This is a genomic window from Candidatus Woesebacteria bacterium (genome assembly GCA_016700095.1).
GTDB lineage: Bacteria > Patescibacteriota > Microgenomatia > UBA8517 > UBA8517.
In genome coordinates this window covers 1189098-1204860 of the sequence record CP065002.1, presented here as the reverse complement: position 1 = coordinate 1204860, position 15763 = coordinate 1189098, and the positions used below count along the sequence as shown (strand labels likewise).

Sequence of the window (15763 nt, the reverse complement as noted above, 5' to 3'; positions counted from 1 at the left end):
TTTTACTTATACTGTGTACACTATTTTCAGTAAGCGCCATGATCTAATCAGAAAGTGGGTGTTACTTATTTTCGTGACACCCACCTCTGTTTGGAAAATCCGTTTATCTTCCTTATTTATAATTATCACCACGTATAGCTTCTGTCAAAAAAATACATAAGTTTTATGTACTTCAGACATATTAATATTCTTGATTTAGATATAATCTGTACGTAAATACTTAATTGCAGCTCTTGTTTGGTTGGTCGAGTCTAAGGAATACTTGTATAACAATTATCATTACTATCCGGAAATAGTTGTCAAACAGCAAAAGGTTGAAGTGATTTGTATTTTAATGTATTTCTTGCGGCAGTTTTTATTTGCGGGTATTTTCCCAATTTCATAAGTTTTCTTAATCCTATTTCGCCAGCTTCTTTCTCCTTATGACCATCGGCGTGCAGAAACTGGGCGGCATGGTAAATGTAGATTTTAGGAGTATAGTGTGAGGATCTACTGGTTGTTAACACATGTCTAAATTTTTCCATTGATTCCGGATAATTAGTTCTAGACATGGAAAACAATAAACCGGAATAAGTTAGACCGTCCGATGTTGCATTTCGGAAAGCCACCTCGTTTTTTAAGGATTTTTCAATTAATTTCACTGCATCTTGATGGTTGCCTTGGTTAAATTTATTGAATGCATTGAGGGCAAGGCTTTCAACCATCCCGCGGTTATAGGAATTACATCTATGAATATCGAATGCATCGCTTAAAATCTTGCTACCGGCGGTTGTATTGGTAGATCTAAGGCTATTAAGTCTACCGATAGCGGACATTGCCCACCCTGATAGATATTGATTGTTGTTTTTCAACAAACAGCTACTTAGATTAGTTAAGATTTGATCAGTTTCTTTGTAATTCTCATATCTTAATTGAAGATAGCTGGAAAATACATACATTTTAGTTATTTCATATGGGTTTTTTGAGTAAGTTAAATTGTTCTGGGCTATTTGGTAATGATCAACTAGTACTTTACGTGGCGATTCAGTTATAGCTGCAATGCTACCGTAATAATAGTGAGCTAAACCGATTATTTCATTGGTTAGACTATTTCCCGACAATACAAGTTTCAGGATATTATTCGCTAACGGGAAATTTCGACGAACATATTCAATTTCAACTTCAAGTAGTAGAATCTTCTTGTAGTAATATTCATTAAAATCCTTATCGATGTACTTTGTTTTGATTAAATTAATTCCACACATTGCCTTTTCGTAATTATTTAGCTCAACGTTCGCTTTCGTATACCAGAATAAGTCGGAAAAATCGGTTTTCTCAATATCTTCGTCGACTCTGTGAATAATCTCTAGTAATTTTCCACCTCTCCATAAATCTCCAATACTTTCGCACGGTGAGGTGTTACTTATTCTATTAACATTAAATCTGATATTTTTCTGAACTCCCTTCTGAAGTAGGAGTCTGAGAAAAGCACTTTTACTGACGCAGAACTCTCGAGCTAAATCAATTATCATATTCTCGGTTTTCTTGTCTACCAGAAAATCAAAGGATACCCAGCTGTTATTTTTCTCACTTAACTTTGTAAGTTGAAGCTCAGTACAATCCAATATCCACTCTCTGATCAATTCGGATTTTGTAATTCCTCTATTTTTGGCAACTCGAGAAAATTTATCAGCAAGAGACTTGGGTAGTTTGAAGTTTACTCTGATCAATTCTTTTCCAGCCATGTCCTTGAGTTTAATATGAGTATTTTATTATTAAGTCGTTGGCTATGCAAAAATATACACAAAAGTAATGTAGTCCTATATTGTAAAAACGTAGGTACATCTGCTAGAATACATGTTAAGTGCTTTATCTGGGTTGGACTATTATGGGTATTATTTATAATTATCGTAAGCGCTATGTAAACATTTTTGGTGTACATAATATAAGTCGCATTAAAAACAGTCTTCATGAATCTAATCTTCTTAATAAATAAACAATGGGCAAATCCGTCACATTATTAGAAATTGTTGATTTTACGAAATTAAGCGAGTTTGACAATCACCAGTCGATAACTTGTTTTATGGATAACAAGACGGGATTGAAAGGGTTTGTTTCAATACATCGAAGCAATAAACATCATCCCGCTTTTGGAGCAACACGTATCTGGAATTATGCAACGGAATTGGATGCACTGAAAGATTCATTAAGATTAGCGAGAACGATGTCTTATAAATGTGCCTTGGCTGGTTTGAAGTATGGGGGAGCAAAGGGAGTATTAATCATGCCTAAAAGTATTAATAATAGACATGAATTTTTTAAAGTTTATGCAAAGAGAATAAATACTTTTTCAGGCAGTTTCATTACTGGGGCAGATGTTGGCTTGTCGAGAGAAGATGTTATAAACATGAAAAAGCATAGTAAATATTTTGTAGGAACTCAAACTGATCCTGTGAGATTTACGGCGTTAGGAATATTTTATGCAATTCAGGTTAGTCTTAGTGAGACGTTTGGAGATGAATCTTGTGAAGGAAGGAGTTTTGCAATACAAGGTGTGGGAAAAGTAGGATCAACTGCTTTGGAGTACATATATAACCAAGCGAGTGAAATATATATAGCCGATATTAATATTGGGGTGGTGAATGATGTGAAGAAAAAATATCCAAAGGTAAAAGTCGTATCTCCAAAAGTGATCCACTCTCAAGAAGTTGATGTATTTGTCCCATGCGCATTGAGTTCGTGTGTAAATAAGAGAAACATAGATGAGCTTAAGTGTAAAATTATAGCTGGCGGAGCCAACAATCAACTGGACGATGAGAAAACGGGGGAAAAATTATTTAAACGTGGTATATTGTATGCACCTGATTTTGTTGTCAATTCGGGTGGGCTAATAAGCGTTGCCGATGAATATGAACATGGAAATTATAGGATTAAGCGAGTCGAAAAAAGAGTGGAAAATATTAAAGACGTATTAAAAAAAGGTATTGAGGAATGTAAGAAAAAAAATATTTCTCCCTTGGCTCAATTGTTAATTAAAGCAAAGAGTATCACCGATGAGTATATGTAACAAATAGATACAAGTATTTTTTTTATCCATCGGAAATTACAAAAGATATAAAAGACTATAAAACTAAAGACGCGAGTCGTTGGGAAGAATTGTGTAAGGAAGAAGTAAGATGAAAAGAAGACATTTTCTTATTTTGTTTATTACTGTGTTTATTGATTATCTTTCGTTTGGAATTATATTCCCATTATTACCTTTTTATATAAAGAGTTACGATGTCTCCGCATTTACCGTTGGTGCTGTCATCGCATCTTTTTCTTTAATGCAGTTCTTATTCTCCCCACTTTGGGGTAAACTCTCTGACGTTGTTGGCAGGAAACCAATTATTTTAGCAAGCTTGTTGGGTACAAGTTTATCGTTTATCATGCTCTCTTTTGCATCTAGTATCTACGCAATATTGGTTTCTAGAATACTAGCAGGTTTATTTACTTCTGCCTCACTACCAACAACATACGCTTATGTGGCAGATAGTACAAAACAGAGGGAAAGAGTAGAAAAATTTGGCATGCTTGGTGCTGCATGGGGTTTGGGTTTTGTACTTGGACCAGCCCTTGGTGGACTATTGAGTACTATATCGCCGACTACCCCATTTTTAGTTGCTGGTTTTATAGCTTTAGTAAATTTTATATTTACAATTGTTTTTTTGCCTGAGTCGAAAACCAAAAGTAGAAAGTTAGAAATAAAGGAAGACGGAAGTTTGTTTAATGTGATTCAAATAGTGAAACATCTTAATTCCAAATTTGGGTTGCTGTTTATACAAATTTTTATAGTATCATTTGCTTTATCAAGCCTTGAAACAACCTTTCCCTTTTTTGTCAATTATAGACTAAACGTAAAGGAAGCTAATGTTGGTTACATATTTACATTTATTGGACTAAGTGTAGCTGTTACGCAGGGTTTTCTTGTAGGTAGAATAGTTAAAAAATATGGAGAAAGATCTACGATAATAATTGCTCAAACGCTTATGGTTATAGCATACTTGTTAATTGGTTTTTCTCCAAACATTCTTATACTCTTATTGATTTCGGCAATTCTCTCGGTGGGACTAGCGTTAAACGAACCCACCCTTGCATCACTTATTAGTAGAAGCAGTCGTGAGGGATATGGTGCTACTATGGGTGTGACTTGGAGTTTTGATTCTATTGCACGAGTCGGAGGTCCACTTTTGGGTGGTTTATTATATGCCAAATTTGACTATGCAATTCCATTTATTGTAAATTCGTTTCTAATTGGTTTATCCTTATTTTTATTTGGTTGTTATTTGAGATCCTATGAAAAATAAAGAGGAATTTTATAAAACATTTACTAAACGTAATATAGGAATATTGACATGGAGAGAGCAGTTAAAGATTAAAAACAAAAGAGTAGCAATTTTGGGTTGTGGTGGAGGAAGTGAAGTCGCTAGGCAACTTGTGGGATCAGGTTTCACAAATTATATTCTGGCAGATTATGACAATGTAGAATTACACAATCTCAATAGGCAATTTTTTTTTCAAGAGGATATCAGATCAAACAAAGCGGTTGCACTCGCTAAAAACATGAAAATGATAAATCCTAATTTGAACATTAGGGTAATCCCGCGTAAGGTTGAAATTAAAGATGTGGCGAGTATTGTAAATAAATCGGATATTATTATTGATGCAATGCCTCCCGAGGAATCATTGAAACAGGAACTGCAAATTAATAGAGTAATTAGATTATATGATGATAAATATCATATTTACTTTCTGGACATAGTTTGGGGAGCAAAAGCAATGGTCTTCTCAAACAAAAGCCAGACACTCGAATGTTTGATGGGGCTTGACGATGGCTGTTCACTGAATTGTGTTGATTCACTATCGTTAGAAGTTTTGACTAAACCTTATATGTATCGTGCGTCAAAAGAGATGAAACGCGTTGGTACTATGATGTATAAACGAGAGCTTAACTATTTTCCGCAAATGTCTATTACGATAAGCCTCGCAAGTTCCATGGTTTCTACTTTGTGTATTTATTTAAGTATAGGTAAAAATGTAAAAGTTGCCCCAGAAGTATATTCAGTTGATTTTTATAAACAGTTTACAGGAAACCAATGAAAAAGAATTTCATCACTTACGAATATTTTGAAAATTATAAAGCAGCTTTGTCTTTTATTCAAAAACAGGATGAGAAATACTGGAGTTTGGGGGCCATGAATAATGCTTTTAAAATATATAATTTTATGTTGAAGAAAGTTCGTGCTTACCCTAAATTCTTAAAAGATCAAAAAGTCAATCCAAATTCGATTAAACGCGCTAAAAACATATGTTTTGCACCGATTATGAATAAACAAAATTATTTCAACAAGTATCCTTTTGAAGACATGTTAGTCGGAAATATTGGAGAAATGAACAGTTTTTATATGAGCTCTGGATCAACTGGAGAACCACTAATTTGGCCAAGAGTCGAAACATCAGACCTGGCTTATGATTATTTTGTTGATTTTTATTACAACTTATATTGGCAAATTGCAGAAAAAAGTACTTTGTATATTTCTGCAATGGATTTGGGAATATGGGCATCTGGCAATTTACAGTTTCATGCTGCAAGTCATTGTGCCAAAAAATATAATTTTACGTTTGCCAACCCAGGGGCTGATTTCACATATATATATTATATTTTAAAGAAAATTGCCCATAAGTACGATCAGGTAATTATTGCTACTTATCCATCATTGGCGCGTAAATTGATTGATTATTTGACACTGAAAGGTGATATAAATTTGCGAAAACTAAATATACGTTTAATGCTAGGGGGAGAACCTCATACAGTAGAGTGGCGATACTATATTCAGGAGAAACTAGGATACGACAAGGAAAATCTAACGGTAGTACTTGACTACTATGGTACGAGTGATTCGGGGGGGCCAGGTGCAAGTACACCATTAACCACATTGATACAAAATTTGTGTAAAAAGGATCGAAATTTGTGTATCGATCTTTTTGGCCAGGTAGTTGTACCCTCACTCTTTCAAAAAAACCCTTTCTTATTTGTTGAATCATCTGATAAAAGAATTTTAGTCACATATCCAGGTAGAATGCCAATTTGCAGATATGACACTGGTGATACAGGTGGGGTATTAAACTATTCTGACGTAATGACAAAAATTGAATCAAGAGGCTACGTGCTCAATAATCTGCTAAAATCAGGTGCCAATTACCTTCCCACTTGGAAGTGGCCGTTTATATTTTTATCCGGCAGGAGTGACTTTTCTGTTAACATAGGGGGCTCATTGGTGTTTCCAAGCGATATAGAAGGTTTGTTTTTTGGATCGTTGGCAAAAGATATCAACAGTTTTAAACTGGCGGTAGAGCATAACATCAATCAACATCAAGAGTTGCGAATTTATCTAGAGCTCAAAGAGAATATATCCTACAACATTCTGAAAAAACAAGAAGAACAAATTAGATATACTAACTTGATCTTAGATCAACTACTAAAGAATAATCCAGATTATGAAGGGGCATACAATATGGATCGTAAACTGTGTAAGCCCAAAGTTGTGATATGTGAATTTCAGAAAAGTGTATTTAAAGGTGATTTGTTGCTCCATAAATCAAAATTCATCAAAAAAACATAGTCACCTTTTAATTCTCTGCCAAATATGTGATAGTTATATGTAATGGAGCTTGTAAATAATCTAGCTTTTAATACGGTTATTGCAGTTGTAATTTTTGGTGCATCGTCATACTTAGGCATCTTGGCTTATTCACAAGATAAGAAATCAAGTGCGAATAGAATATTTGCAAGGTTTTCAATTGCAACGGCATTCTGGATTTTATTAGCCTTCATACCTGATATTCCCAATTTTCGGAATTTCGCATTGTTGAGTGCAAAGCTTAACTATTTAACCTTACTTATTGTGAGCGTAACGCTTTTTGAGTTCCCCTTTTATTTCCCCAAGGAGAGAAAGCCAAAAAAAGCTTTAATTTATTTTATTTATTTAATAGCAGTTACGATTGGACTACTTGTGATTTTTACGAATAAAGTAATATTTGGGCTTGATTATTTCGGTTGGGGTGCTAGTTATATAGATGGTGATATGGCGGGGATCTTCTATATTTTCATGTTACTTGGACCAATATTTTCAATTACTAATTATGTATTTATGTGGCGTACACTTGATAAATTCGAGAAACGCAAACTTAGGTATTTTTTGTTTGGTCTTTTTTCCTTCCTTGCGGTCAACATAATATTGCAATCAATTGTAAAACCATTGTTTGTTCATACTGATGCATTATATAAGTTTGGTAACTATTCGGCAGTGTTCATGATAGGATTGACAAGTTATTCAATAATCAGATATAGACTATTTGATATTAGAATTGTTGCGGCGGAAGTATTTACATTTGTTATTTGGATTATTCTTTTTTCAAGGTTATTCTCTTCTCAAACAAGTGTTGATCTGTCGGTTAACGTTTTTGTTTTTGTATTAATTTCGATATTTGGGATGTTATTAATCAAAAGTTTGAAAACAGAATTAAGTCAGAAAGAAAAACTACTATTTCTCAATGAGAAATTAAAAAACCTCGATAAACAAAAAAATGAATTCATAAACATGGCGGCACATGAACTTCGTGCCCCAATTACCGCCATCAAGGGATACATTTCCATGATAATGGAGGGTGATGCCGGTGTGATTCCTGAAAAAGCAATTGGTTATTTGACTGATGTAAATTCGGTAAACGAAAGGCTTATTCGCTTGGTTAACAATATGCTGAATGTTTCACGGATTGAAGAGGGTAGACTTATTTATAACACCGAAGTGGTCAAGCTTTCCGATGTAGCACATAGTATTTATGTTTCCTTTAAGTTCGAAGCAGAAAGAAAGGGTCTCAAATTCTCGATAAATATTCCCGAACATATTGACGACAAAATAGAAGTTGACCCCGACCGTTTGAATGAAGTGATTGGGAATTTTGTTAGTAACTCCGTTAAATATACCGAAACAGGAGAAATATCCATTAATATTTCTCAGCCTACAAAAGACAGGATACACTTAGGCGTCAAGGATACGGGTCCTGGAATATCCAAAGAAGAACAAGACAAACTATTCCAGAAATTTTATCGCGTGGAAAGCACAGCGGGAAAAACAATCGGCACAGGCCTTGGGTTATATATTTCAAAATTACTGGTAGAAAAGTTTAACGGAAAAATTGGTCTTAAATCTGAACTTGGAAAAGGGAGTGAATTTTGGTTTGAGCTACCTGTTTCGGATAAACCGTTAACTACTGAGGTTGAACACGACAACAATGAAGCCCAAAATGAAGTTGAGCTAAAAACTTTGAGAGAAAAAGAAAAAGCCACAAAGCATAAATAACAATAAAATTTTCAAAGACAAAAAATTTAAGTATCCAATTGTTGCATAATCACAAGAAAACAAAGATAATGAAATTATGAGTGATTCAGATGAAAAAACAGTTGAGCCGATAAAGACCGATGAAGTTGAGGGTGTGCAAGATGGGTCGACTGCAAAGATGTCAAATTCTCCGAAAGTGTTAATTGTCGAAGACGATCCCCTGATCGTAAAAATGTATCAGGCGAAATTTACTCATGAAGGATTTCAAGTAATGGTAGCCGAGGATGGACTAACCGGTTTAAATATGGCTTTAAAAAACGACCCCTCCTTTATTGTTTTAGATATTATGATGCCACAACTTTCGGGAATAGATTTGTTGGAGAAACTAAGAACCGACACTAAGGGAAAAACTATACCGGTTATAATTCTTACCAATTTATCTGAAAAAGACGAAGAACAAAAAGCCATCCAGTTGGGAGCAAAAGAATACTTACTTAAGGCAAATCTAACACCGGGAGAAGTGGTATTGAAAGTCAAAAAACATCTGGGAATTGCTTAATGCTTCATTGCCTAACTTTTTTTACGTAAATTAGAAGAATTTTCTTTATCTCTTTTTGGAACGAAGAATTACAACTAATGCGACAACTGCGCCGATAAGAAGAATTATTACTCCTATTAAACTTGCCCTTCTCAAAGCCGTGCTTAATCGATTTCTCGTAGAGGGAACCTTTTCGTCTTCCGCTTGATTTTTATCTGGCGTTTTTGTGACGACCTCTTCCGTAATTTCTTGACCTTCGGGTGTAGGGGTTGGACTTGTGGGTTTATCCAAAAATGCCCGTGGTAGGGTTGTTCCCTGCATAACAACCGGACCTTGTGGCGCTTCACCTTTTAGAGCCGTCTCCGTTGTAATGAAAATACTGGTAAATGCTCTTTTTGAAGTAAATAATTTTTTACCGAAGTCAAGAGCTCCCAATTTAATAATCTTACCCCCATCGGTTGGGTTGGCCCATAATATGTACGAAAAAACCGTGGAATCAGATGGATATATTAGATCACGGCACGTCACAAGTAGTTTATAAGTCCGATCTTGCGCCAACTGTGACTCAACTACGCATCTATAGTCTTCACCATTTGTACTGCGTAATTCCGCTACACCTTCCGAGGCACTTATTTTTTTGACGACAACAAAACTTGAAACGACAATCAGGGCGACGAAAATAAGTATTTTGTAATAACTTCTCACAGATATATGTTCCCACAACAAAATTAACTTGTCAAAGTGTGTTTTGTCTAGCTATGCAAACACATGAAGTGACGTATTGATCGATAATTGTCTTGCATATATTAAGTAATTTTCTTTAACTAGGTATGTTTAGGGGAATATATTCAAACTGCCGAAAACATGTGTTATAAATAACAAACCTGAATTAAGATTGATTACTAACATTAAATTGGTAAACGTTTGGAGAATTAAAATTTACTAAATTTTCTAAATATAAAAGCGTAAGGATATGGTGTGTAGCGGGAGAAATTATAGTAAGTGGTATCAAGACAAGTATTACTTTATAGCTAATTGAACAAATTCTTAAGGTGGGGTAATATGACATTACATTTAGATTTTAATGACAGATACTGACGGCAGAGTTTATCTTGCAACGGTTTTATTAATCGAGGACGATTTGACCCTCTCCAGATTATATGAAGAAAAATTCACAATTGAGGCATTCAAAATCCTTGTTGCCCATGACGGTGAAACCGGTTTGAAACTTGCCCAGAACGAAGATATTAATTTGATTCTTCTTGATGTGGGTTTGCCCAGAGAATCTGGTCTAGATGTTTTGGAAAAACTTAGGGCGACAAAAAAAGGAAGAGATATTCCGGTTATTATTTTAACGAATATGGTAAGCCAAAATGACAGAAGGAAAGCCGAGCGTCTTGGAGCTATTGAATATCTGGTAAAAGCAATGCAAACCCCCGAAACAGTTGTAAACAAGGTGAGAGAGCATTTGTCTTCTAAATAAATGGATGTAAATTTTAACGCAAACGTTGTCACATTAATTAGACTGGCAGCTTATGTTGGGTTAATATTTTTTACGACTGTTTTTGTTAGTTTGAACTTCAAGACTTTTAAAATGTTATTCAAAGAAAGTACCAAGTCGTACTGGTGGTTGTTTCTGATAATTTCTGTGATTCCTTTGATGATTTTACTTAGTATTTTTTCATTGGTATTTGAACGTAAAAGTCCCATCAAAAGGATTGTGGCTTTCAAAGACGGAAAGGTGGTTTCTCGCATTGAAAAAATAAATTTTGAAAACATTGAAAAAATCTCTCCGTCAGAAGCCTTTGTTTTATATTTCAAAAACAAAAATAACAAGACTAGTGTTCAGGTGCACAGCACGACTCCTTCCGACACTGAAATTAATAAAAATATAATTGTTACCCCCCTTCCCACGACGCCAATTAATTTCGAGAGAAGTAAGTGACAAAGCAGTTCCCAAGACTTCTCCCTAAGTCGTCGCAAAAATTGTTGGTTCGTTGTATATTTAATTATGCTTGCTAAAGTTACCTCTGGTGCCGTTCTCGGTTTGGATGCTAAAAGAATTGAAGTAGAAGTCGATATTCCCCAAGAAGGTTTGCCCAGCTTCACTATTGTTGGTTTACCCGATAAGGCGGTGGAAGAAAGTAAAGAGCGTGTAAGATCAGCCATAAAAAACACCGGTGCTGATTTTCCCATGTCGCGGATAACGGTAAATTTAGCGCCTGCCGATTTACCCAAAAACGGACCGGCATACGATTTGCCGATTGCTCTAGGGATTCTGCTTGCTTCGGGACAAATAGCGCCAACTGTTAACGATTGTATGTTTATGGGGGAATTGTCTCTTGACGGAGGTTTAAGACACACAAACGGATTGTTGCCAATTGCCAATCTTGCAAGTCAAAGTAGGGATATTAAGAAAATATTTGTACCGAGCGTGAACGCAAAAGAGGCAAGTGTTGTAACCGGCATTGATGTTTATCCGGTTGAGAATCTCCTTGAATTAGTTCGATATTTTTCCGGAACAATTTCAATTATTCCAGTCGTAAAAACATCGTTTAGTAAATTACTCAAAACCGCTAGTGCGGAATTTGACTTTAGTGAAATTATTGGACAAGAACAAGCCAAAAGGGCAATGGAAATCGCTGCGGCGGGTGGACACAATATTTTTATGCGCGGATCTCCCGGATCGGGGAAAACCATGCTAGCGCGTGCATTGCCGGGGATACTACCTTTGTTAAACGAAGATGAAGCACTTTCGGTTACCAAGATATATTCCATAACCGGCAATTTACCATCCGGTCAATCGCTTATGATTTCAAGGCCGTTTCGTAGTCCACATCACACCACGAGTCGAATTGGTTTAATTGGCGGAGGGAGCAATCCAACTCCAGGCGAGGTTTCGCTGGCACATCGAGGTGTACTTTTTCTAGATGAATTTCCCGAATTTCCCAGAAACGTTCTCGAAAGTTTGCGCCAACCAATGGAGGATGGTGTAGTTACAATATCCAGAGCCAAAGCAACCGTCTCATACCCCGCGAAATTTTTGTTGGTTGCTGCCAGCAATCCTTGTCCTTAGGGATGTACATTGTTCAAGAATTTTAGAAGGTTATCGTTAATCTGTTACCGCTTAGTTTAAAAGTTATATCTTTATTTCCTATATCTTGAATTACATCTTTACCAGCAACTATTCTACCTGAATTGTCTATATTTTCCCCAGAGAAATTTTTATTACCAATAATGATTTTTATATCTTTATTACCTTTAATTAACCTATCGTTTGAGATAAACATATAGCCTCTTGCCTTTTCGCTATTAGTTAACTTTCGAATGTACCCACTCGTATATCGAGTTACACCTTGTCTTATTCCCATAAATTTATTATAGCGCATTTAGCAGAAAAACTGATATACTATAAAGCAATAATCATTAAAATTTATGAGCAAAACAAGCAAAACTATTAACGGAAAAAGCAATAAATTTACTTTTATAGACCTATTTGCTGGTATTGGTGGGTTCAGAATGGCATTGGAGGAACTTGGAGGAATGTGCATTTTCAGTTCTGAATGGGATAAAAATTCACAGTCAACATATTCTGCAAATTTTGGTGATACACCTCAGGGAGATATAACAAAGATTAAGGAAAAAAATATTCCAAGACATGATGTGTTATGTGCTGGTTTTCCTTGTCAAGCATTTAGCATTTCAGGAAAAAGACTTGGTTTTGATGATACAAGAGGTACTCTGTTCAGAGATATTGCTCGAATTGCTAAATACCACCAACCTAAAATATTATTCTTAGAAAATGTAAAGAATTTATTAAGACATGATAATGGTAATACGATTAAAGTAATTGAGAATACTCTTAATGAGGTTGGATATAATACTTTCATTAAAGTGCTTCGTTCAAGTGATTATGGAGTTCCACAAGCAAGAGAAAGAGTGTATATGGTTGCATTTAGGAAGGATTTGAATGTAACCGAGTTTACCTTTCCCAATAATTCAAATTCACTAAAGGTTGTAAAAGACATTATAGAGCCTGAAATCAATGTTGATAAAGACTGTTACATTAACCGAAGCGATATGGAAATATATGGTGACGAAAAATCTGTGAATGACCCAAGAAGACCTTTGCAAATAGGTAAAATAAACAAAGGAGGTCAAGGGGAAAGAATATATTCAATATATGCTTCAGGAATAACCCTATCGGCTTATGGTGGCGGTGCAGCCAGCAAGACAGGGGCTTATTTTATAAATAACAAAGTGCGGAAACTAACTCCCAGAGAGTGCGCAAGGCTACAAGGTTATCCTGAGAGTTTCGTTATTCCAGTAAAACGAAACATCGCTTATAAACAATTTGGCGATAGTGTCTCTGTCCCAGTATTGATTGCAATATTTAAAAAAGTTTTAGAGACATATCCCTTAACGGAGAACGAGAAGTCCCTTACTAAAAAAAGGGGTAAGATAGAGCAACTAAATCTGGAAACTTATAATGTCTAATTACAGCAATACAACAAACAATATAGACGAATTGGTAAAACGAGGTTCTGCTACTGCAAAAGGCGGATTTAAAAATGAAAATGATGTGGTAGAAAAATTTAATAATTGGAAGTCAGACCTTGATGCTCAAGACTGGCTAACTGTTATGAACTACAATCTCGAGGAGATTGAAAAAGTAGAAGCAGTGAAAATTACAGGTTCGTATAAAACAGATGTGCAGGTAAAAATAAAAATTTATCTTAAAAACGCCATCTCTGCAGAGAATTTATCCATAAAATTGGTGAGCAACCCCACTGGTTTTAATCAAGTTGATAAAAGATGGGTTGATAAATATATCGAACTATGGGCAATTCCAGACAATATCGCTCATTCACTAAAACTTTTTACTGGAGAGTTTTCACCCAGCAGGACAAACACAAGGGATGGTAGAAGAATGTTTTTAGATGAATTAGATTCTAATTCTCAAAATGAATTAGTTAAGTTCTTTGAAGAAAACAAAATAATGATTGTAAGCGACATCTTAAAAGGAAGAGACAAGCTTGCTGCAGCGTGGATGCTAATATACCAGAAAGATGTAAGTGTGTGGACATTACTTCCTATATCTGTAGTTATGAATTTTTATGGGGGCGGCAAAGTGTATATTACGAATCAGGGAAGTTTAAAAATTGGAAAAATTACAATGCAAAGAAAAGGCGGAGATGGCGGTAGAGAATCAGCTAAAATGCTTCAGTTCAAGATAAACCCCTGTGCCATAGTCCGTTAATCTAATATGGATAAAGTGTCCAAAGCAAAACGCAGTGAAATAATGCGCAAGGTAAAAAGCAAGGAGACTAAGCTTGAGATTGAGTTTAGGAAAAAACTTTGGACAGAAGGTATAAGATACAGAAAAAATAACCCTCGTTATTTTGGAAAGCCTGACCTTGTCTTTAAAAGTAAAAAAGTGGTTTTATTTATAGATTCATGTTTCTGGCATGGTTGCGATTCACATCTAAGAATGCCGAACAGCAACCAGGATTATTGGAGAGAGAAAATAAGCAGAAATAAAAAACGAGACAACTTAGTAAATAGTCACTATAATGAAATAGGTTGGACTGTGATTAGGCTTTGGGAACACGAATTGAGCGACAAAATCCAGCTTCAGAAAAAATTAAGTGAAATTAAAAGCTTACTAACTCCGACAAACTAATTTTAAGGGCTTTTGCCATTCTTGCCAAAACATAAAGAGATGGATTCTTTTCTCCCCTTTCGATGTAGCTGATATAGGTTCTGTCAACTCCCACCTCGAATGCGAATTTTTCTTGAGTAAATTTACCACTCCGTAGTTCAGCAAGCCTCTTGCCAAACTTCTGCTGCACCTCCTCTTTCTCTTTTTCGTTGATTGGAAAACTTTTATTAACCTTTCCCATAAACCATAATTTACTAAGTATGTGACCAGGAGTCTTGCGTCTCACAGTCACATCATGGTAATATCACGCTATATTTGCTGACAGCACACTGAGGCAGCCAAGGGACTACACGAGGTCTTAAGCTGCCATTTTATTTATGAAGGTAAAAAAAGAAGTTGAAGTTTACATAGACCCTTTCAATGACGACCCATACAATCTGGAGTGGGCAACTGAGAATGATTTCAAGCCAAAGGCAACTGATGAACCTTTTCTTTTCCTCATTAAGTTGTTCTGGAGTGGCGTTTACATTGTCTCTGGCGTTATTGCGTTTTTAGTATTCTATGGATTAATTGACCTTGCGATTTACACTGTTACTGGGTTTTCTGTTATAGATTTTGTGATGGGCAAGTTGAATCTATTGTAATTCTGTTATACTTAGATTGTCCCCCTTTGTCACCCCTCCGTATGTGAATTGAGCGTGTTTTGGTGAAAATAGTTGTCTTTTGCTCACGACTATGAGGACAAAATCAGACACTCTTACAATAAAACAGCAAGTCTTTGTGCAGAAAGTAATCGAACTACTCTCTCCAACAAAGGCAGCAAGAATAGCTTACCCAGATTGCAAAGACCCAAAGGATATAGCTAAAAAGAACATGAGGAAGCCAAAGATAAGGGAAGCGTTAGATGGGCTGATGCAGGATAGCGGCATTACTCAACAAGTAGCAATCAAAAGGGCAAGGGAAATTATCATGCAGCCCAAGGAAAGCGATGCTGTGTCAGTTGCAGGGCTTAACCTTGTAGGAAAATGGTCAGGCTGGGAAGCACCAAGAGGCAAAGTTGAAATGCCGAGTGTACCAAAGACCCCAGGGGAAATTGATGAGATGCTCAATAAAATGAGAGGAGACACCTGGAGAGCCAGTTGACTTTGAGTTGCAGAAGTAATACATTATTATTAATCTAATCGGAGGTCATAGTTCGACCAC

Annotated in this window: 18 protein-coding genes; 14 read left to right on the top strand and 4 right to left on the bottom strand. The window is 35.7% G+C overall.

Annotated elements, in window-relative coordinates; all coding sequences use genetic code 11:
- Window positions 1–299: 299 nt before the first annotated feature.
- A complete protein-coding gene (locus tag IPM62_06055; protein ID QQS38912.1) occupies window positions 300–1724 on the bottom strand; it encodes a hypothetical protein in 1425 nt (474 codons plus the stop codon).
- Window positions 1725–1978: 254 nt separating this feature from the next.
- Between IPM62_06055 and IPM62_06050 the strand changes: the two genes are divergently transcribed.
- From IPM62_06050 to IPM62_06025, 6 genes are all read left to right on the top strand, one after another.
- Window positions 1979–3046 carry a leucine dehydrogenase gene (locus IPM62_06050; protein QQS38911.1) on the top strand — a complete coding sequence of 356 codons (1068 nt, stop codon included), beginning with the start codon at window positions 1979–1981 and terminating at the stop codon, window positions 3044–3046.
- 109 nt (window positions 3047–3155) lie between these two features.
- Window positions 3156–4325 (top strand): MFS transporter, encoded by a 1170-nt coding sequence (locus IPM62_06045; GenBank protein ID QQS38910.1) that lies wholly within the window; start codon window positions 3156–3158, stop codon window positions 4323–4325.
- On the top strand, window positions 4315–5118 hold the full coding sequence (locus IPM62_06040; protein ID QQS38909.1) for a ThiF family adenylyltransferase: 804 nt from the start codon (window positions 4315–4317) through the stop codon (window positions 5116–5118). The genes IPM62_06045 and IPM62_06040 overlap by 11 nt, the downstream gene beginning before the upstream one ends.
- Window positions 5115–6641: a hypothetical protein gene (locus IPM62_06035; GenBank protein QQS38908.1), complete on the top strand. Its 1527-nt coding sequence runs from the start codon at window positions 5115–5117 to the stop codon at window positions 6639–6641. The genes IPM62_06040 and IPM62_06035 overlap by 4 nt, the downstream gene beginning before the upstream one ends.
- Window positions 6642–6683: 42 nt before the next feature.
- Window positions 6684–8381 carry a hypothetical protein gene (locus tag IPM62_06030; protein ID QQS38907.1) on the top strand — a complete coding sequence of 566 codons (1698 nt, stop codon included), beginning with the start codon at window positions 6684–6686 and terminating at the stop codon, window positions 8379–8381.
- 76 nt (window positions 8382–8457) lie between these two features.
- The gene (locus tag IPM62_06025) at window positions 8458–8919 is read left to right on the top strand and encodes a response regulator (GenBank protein ID QQS38906.1); all 462 of its coding nucleotides are present in this window, start codon (window positions 8458–8460) and stop codon (window positions 8917–8919) included.
- Between the two features lie 45 nt (window positions 8920–8964).
- Here IPM62_06025 and IPM62_06020 read toward each other — a convergent pair whose 3' ends face one another.
- Window positions 8965–9603 carry a hypothetical protein gene (locus IPM62_06020; GenBank protein QQS38905.1) on the bottom strand — a complete coding sequence of 213 codons (639 nt, stop codon included), beginning with the start codon at window positions 9601–9603 and terminating at the stop codon, window positions 8965–8967.
- A gap of 379 nt (window positions 9604–9982) precedes the next feature.
- Here IPM62_06020 and IPM62_06015 point away from each other — a divergent pair, with 379 nt between their 5' ends.
- The 3 genes from IPM62_06015 (at window position 9983) to IPM62_06005 (ending at window position 11974) form a co-directional block, all read left to right on the top strand.
- Window positions 9983–10381, top strand: coding sequence for a response regulator (locus IPM62_06015; protein ID QQS38904.1), 399 nt, complete (start codon window positions 9983–9985; stop codon window positions 10379–10381).
- Entirely contained in the window at window positions 10382–10843 is a 462-nt protein-coding gene (locus IPM62_06010; GenBank protein ID QQS38903.1) for a hypothetical protein, read from the top strand.
- 66 nt (window positions 10844–10909) lie between these two features.
- Window positions 10910–11974 (top strand): YifB family Mg chelatase-like AAA ATPase, encoded by a 1065-nt coding sequence (locus tag IPM62_06005; protein QQS38902.1) that lies wholly within the window; start codon window positions 10910–10912, stop codon window positions 11972–11974.
- A 22-nt stretch (window positions 11975–11996) separates the two neighbouring features.
- Here IPM62_06005 and IPM62_06000 read toward each other — a convergent pair whose 3' ends face one another.
- Window positions 11997–12269 (bottom strand): hypothetical protein, encoded by a 273-nt coding sequence (locus IPM62_06000; protein ID QQS38901.1) that lies wholly within the window; start codon window positions 12267–12269, stop codon window positions 11997–11999.
- 64 nt (window positions 12270–12333) lie between these two features.
- Here IPM62_06000 and dcm point away from each other — a divergent pair, with 64 nt between their 5' ends.
- Genes dcm through IPM62_05985 form a run of 3 tightly spaced genes read left to right on the top strand, consistent with a single transcriptional unit; the run spans window position 12334 to window position 14581 of the window.
- The gene (gene dcm / locus IPM62_05995) at window positions 12334–13395 is read left to right on the top strand and encodes a DNA (cytosine-5-)-methyltransferase (protein ID QQS38900.1); all 1062 of its coding nucleotides are present in this window, start codon (window positions 12334–12336) and stop codon (window positions 13393–13395) included.
- Window positions 13388–14158 carry a type II restriction endonuclease gene (locus tag IPM62_05990; GenBank protein QQS38899.1) on the top strand — a complete coding sequence of 257 codons (771 nt, stop codon included), beginning with the start codon at window positions 13388–13390 and terminating at the stop codon, window positions 14156–14158. The genes dcm and IPM62_05990 overlap by 8 nt, the downstream gene beginning before the upstream one ends.
- Before the next feature lie 6 nt (window positions 14159–14164).
- Window positions 14165–14581: a very short patch repair endonuclease gene (locus IPM62_05985; protein QQS38898.1), complete on the top strand. Its 417-nt coding sequence runs from the start codon at window positions 14165–14167 to the stop codon at window positions 14579–14581.
- Here IPM62_05985 and IPM62_05980 read toward each other — a convergent pair.
- The gene (locus IPM62_05980) at window positions 14553–14801 is read right to left on the bottom strand and encodes a helix-turn-helix transcriptional regulator (GenBank protein ID QQS38897.1); all 249 of its coding nucleotides are present in this window, start codon (window positions 14799–14801) and stop codon (window positions 14553–14555) included. The two genes, IPM62_05985 and IPM62_05980, sit on opposite strands and share 29 nt — an antisense overlap.
- 136 nt (window positions 14802–14937) lie before the next feature.
- Here IPM62_05980 and IPM62_05975 point away from each other — a divergent pair, with 136 nt between their 5' ends.
- Window positions 14938–15204 carry a hypothetical protein gene (locus IPM62_05975; GenBank protein QQS38896.1) on the top strand — a complete coding sequence of 89 codons (267 nt, stop codon included), beginning with the start codon at window positions 14938–14940 and terminating at the stop codon, window positions 15202–15204.
- Between the two features lie 91 nt (window positions 15205–15295).
- Window positions 15296–15703, top strand: coding sequence for a terminase small subunit (locus IPM62_05970; protein QQS38895.1), 408 nt, complete (start codon window positions 15296–15298; stop codon window positions 15701–15703).
- The last annotated feature ends 60 nt before the right edge of the window (window positions 15704–15763 follow it).

Excerpts from the sequence above, each read along its gene's own strand:
- IPM62_06050 (QQS38911.1), top strand. The coding sequence starts at position 1,979 with ATGGGCAAATCCGTCACATTATTAGAAATTGTTGATTTTACGAAATTA.
- IPM62_05975 (QQS38896.1), top strand. The coding sequence starts at position 14,938 with ATGAAGGTAAAAAAAGAAGTTGAAGTTTACATAGACCCTTTCAATGAC.
- IPM62_06005 (QQS38902.1), top strand. The coding sequence starts at position 10,910 with ATGCTTGCTAAAGTTACCTCTGGTGCCGTTCTCGGTTTGGATGCTAAA.
- IPM62_06015 (QQS38904.1), top strand. The coding sequence starts at position 9,983 with ATGACAGATACTGACGGCAGAGTTTATCTTGCAACGGTTTTATTAATC.
- IPM62_06010 (QQS38903.1), top strand. The coding sequence starts at position 10,382 with ATGGATGTAAATTTTAACGCAAACGTTGTCACATTAATTAGACTGGCA.
- IPM62_06025 (QQS38906.1), top strand. The coding sequence starts at position 8,458 with ATGAGTGATTCAGATGAAAAAACAGTTGAGCCGATAAAGACCGATGAA.
- IPM62_06035 (QQS38908.1), top strand. The coding sequence starts at position 5,115 with ATGAAAAAGAATTTCATCACTTACGAATATTTTGAAAATTATAAAGCA.
- IPM62_06000 (QQS38901.1), bottom strand. The coding sequence starts at position 12,269 with ATGGGAATAAGACAAGGTGTAACTCGATATACGAGTGGGTACATTCGA.
- IPM62_06055 (QQS38912.1), bottom strand. The coding sequence starts at position 1,724 with ATGGCTGGAAAAGAATTGATCAGAGTAAACTTCAAACTACCCAAGTCT.
- IPM62_06040 (QQS38909.1), top strand. The coding sequence starts at position 4,315 with ATGAAAAATAAAGAGGAATTTTATAAAACATTTACTAAACGTAATATA.
- IPM62_05980 (QQS38897.1), bottom strand. The coding sequence starts at position 14,801 with ATGGGAAAGGTTAATAAAAGTTTTCCAATCAACGAAAAAGAGAAAGAG.
- IPM62_05990 (QQS38899.1), top strand. The coding sequence starts at position 13,388 with ATGTCTAATTACAGCAATACAACAAACAATATAGACGAATTGGTAAAA.
- IPM62_06030 (QQS38907.1), top strand. The coding sequence starts at position 6,684 with ATGGAGCTTGTAAATAATCTAGCTTTTAATACGGTTATTGCAGTTGTA.
- dcm (QQS38900.1), top strand. The coding sequence starts at position 12,334 with ATGAGCAAAACAAGCAAAACTATTAACGGAAAAAGCAATAAATTTACT.
- IPM62_06045 (QQS38910.1), top strand. The coding sequence starts at position 3,156 with ATGAAAAGAAGACATTTTCTTATTTTGTTTATTACTGTGTTTATTGAT.
- IPM62_05985 (QQS38898.1), top strand. The coding sequence starts at position 14,165 with ATGGATAAAGTGTCCAAAGCAAAACGCAGTGAAATAATGCGCAAGGTA.
- IPM62_05970 (QQS38895.1), top strand. The coding sequence starts at position 15,296 with ATGAGGACAAAATCAGACACTCTTACAATAAAACAGCAAGTCTTTGTG.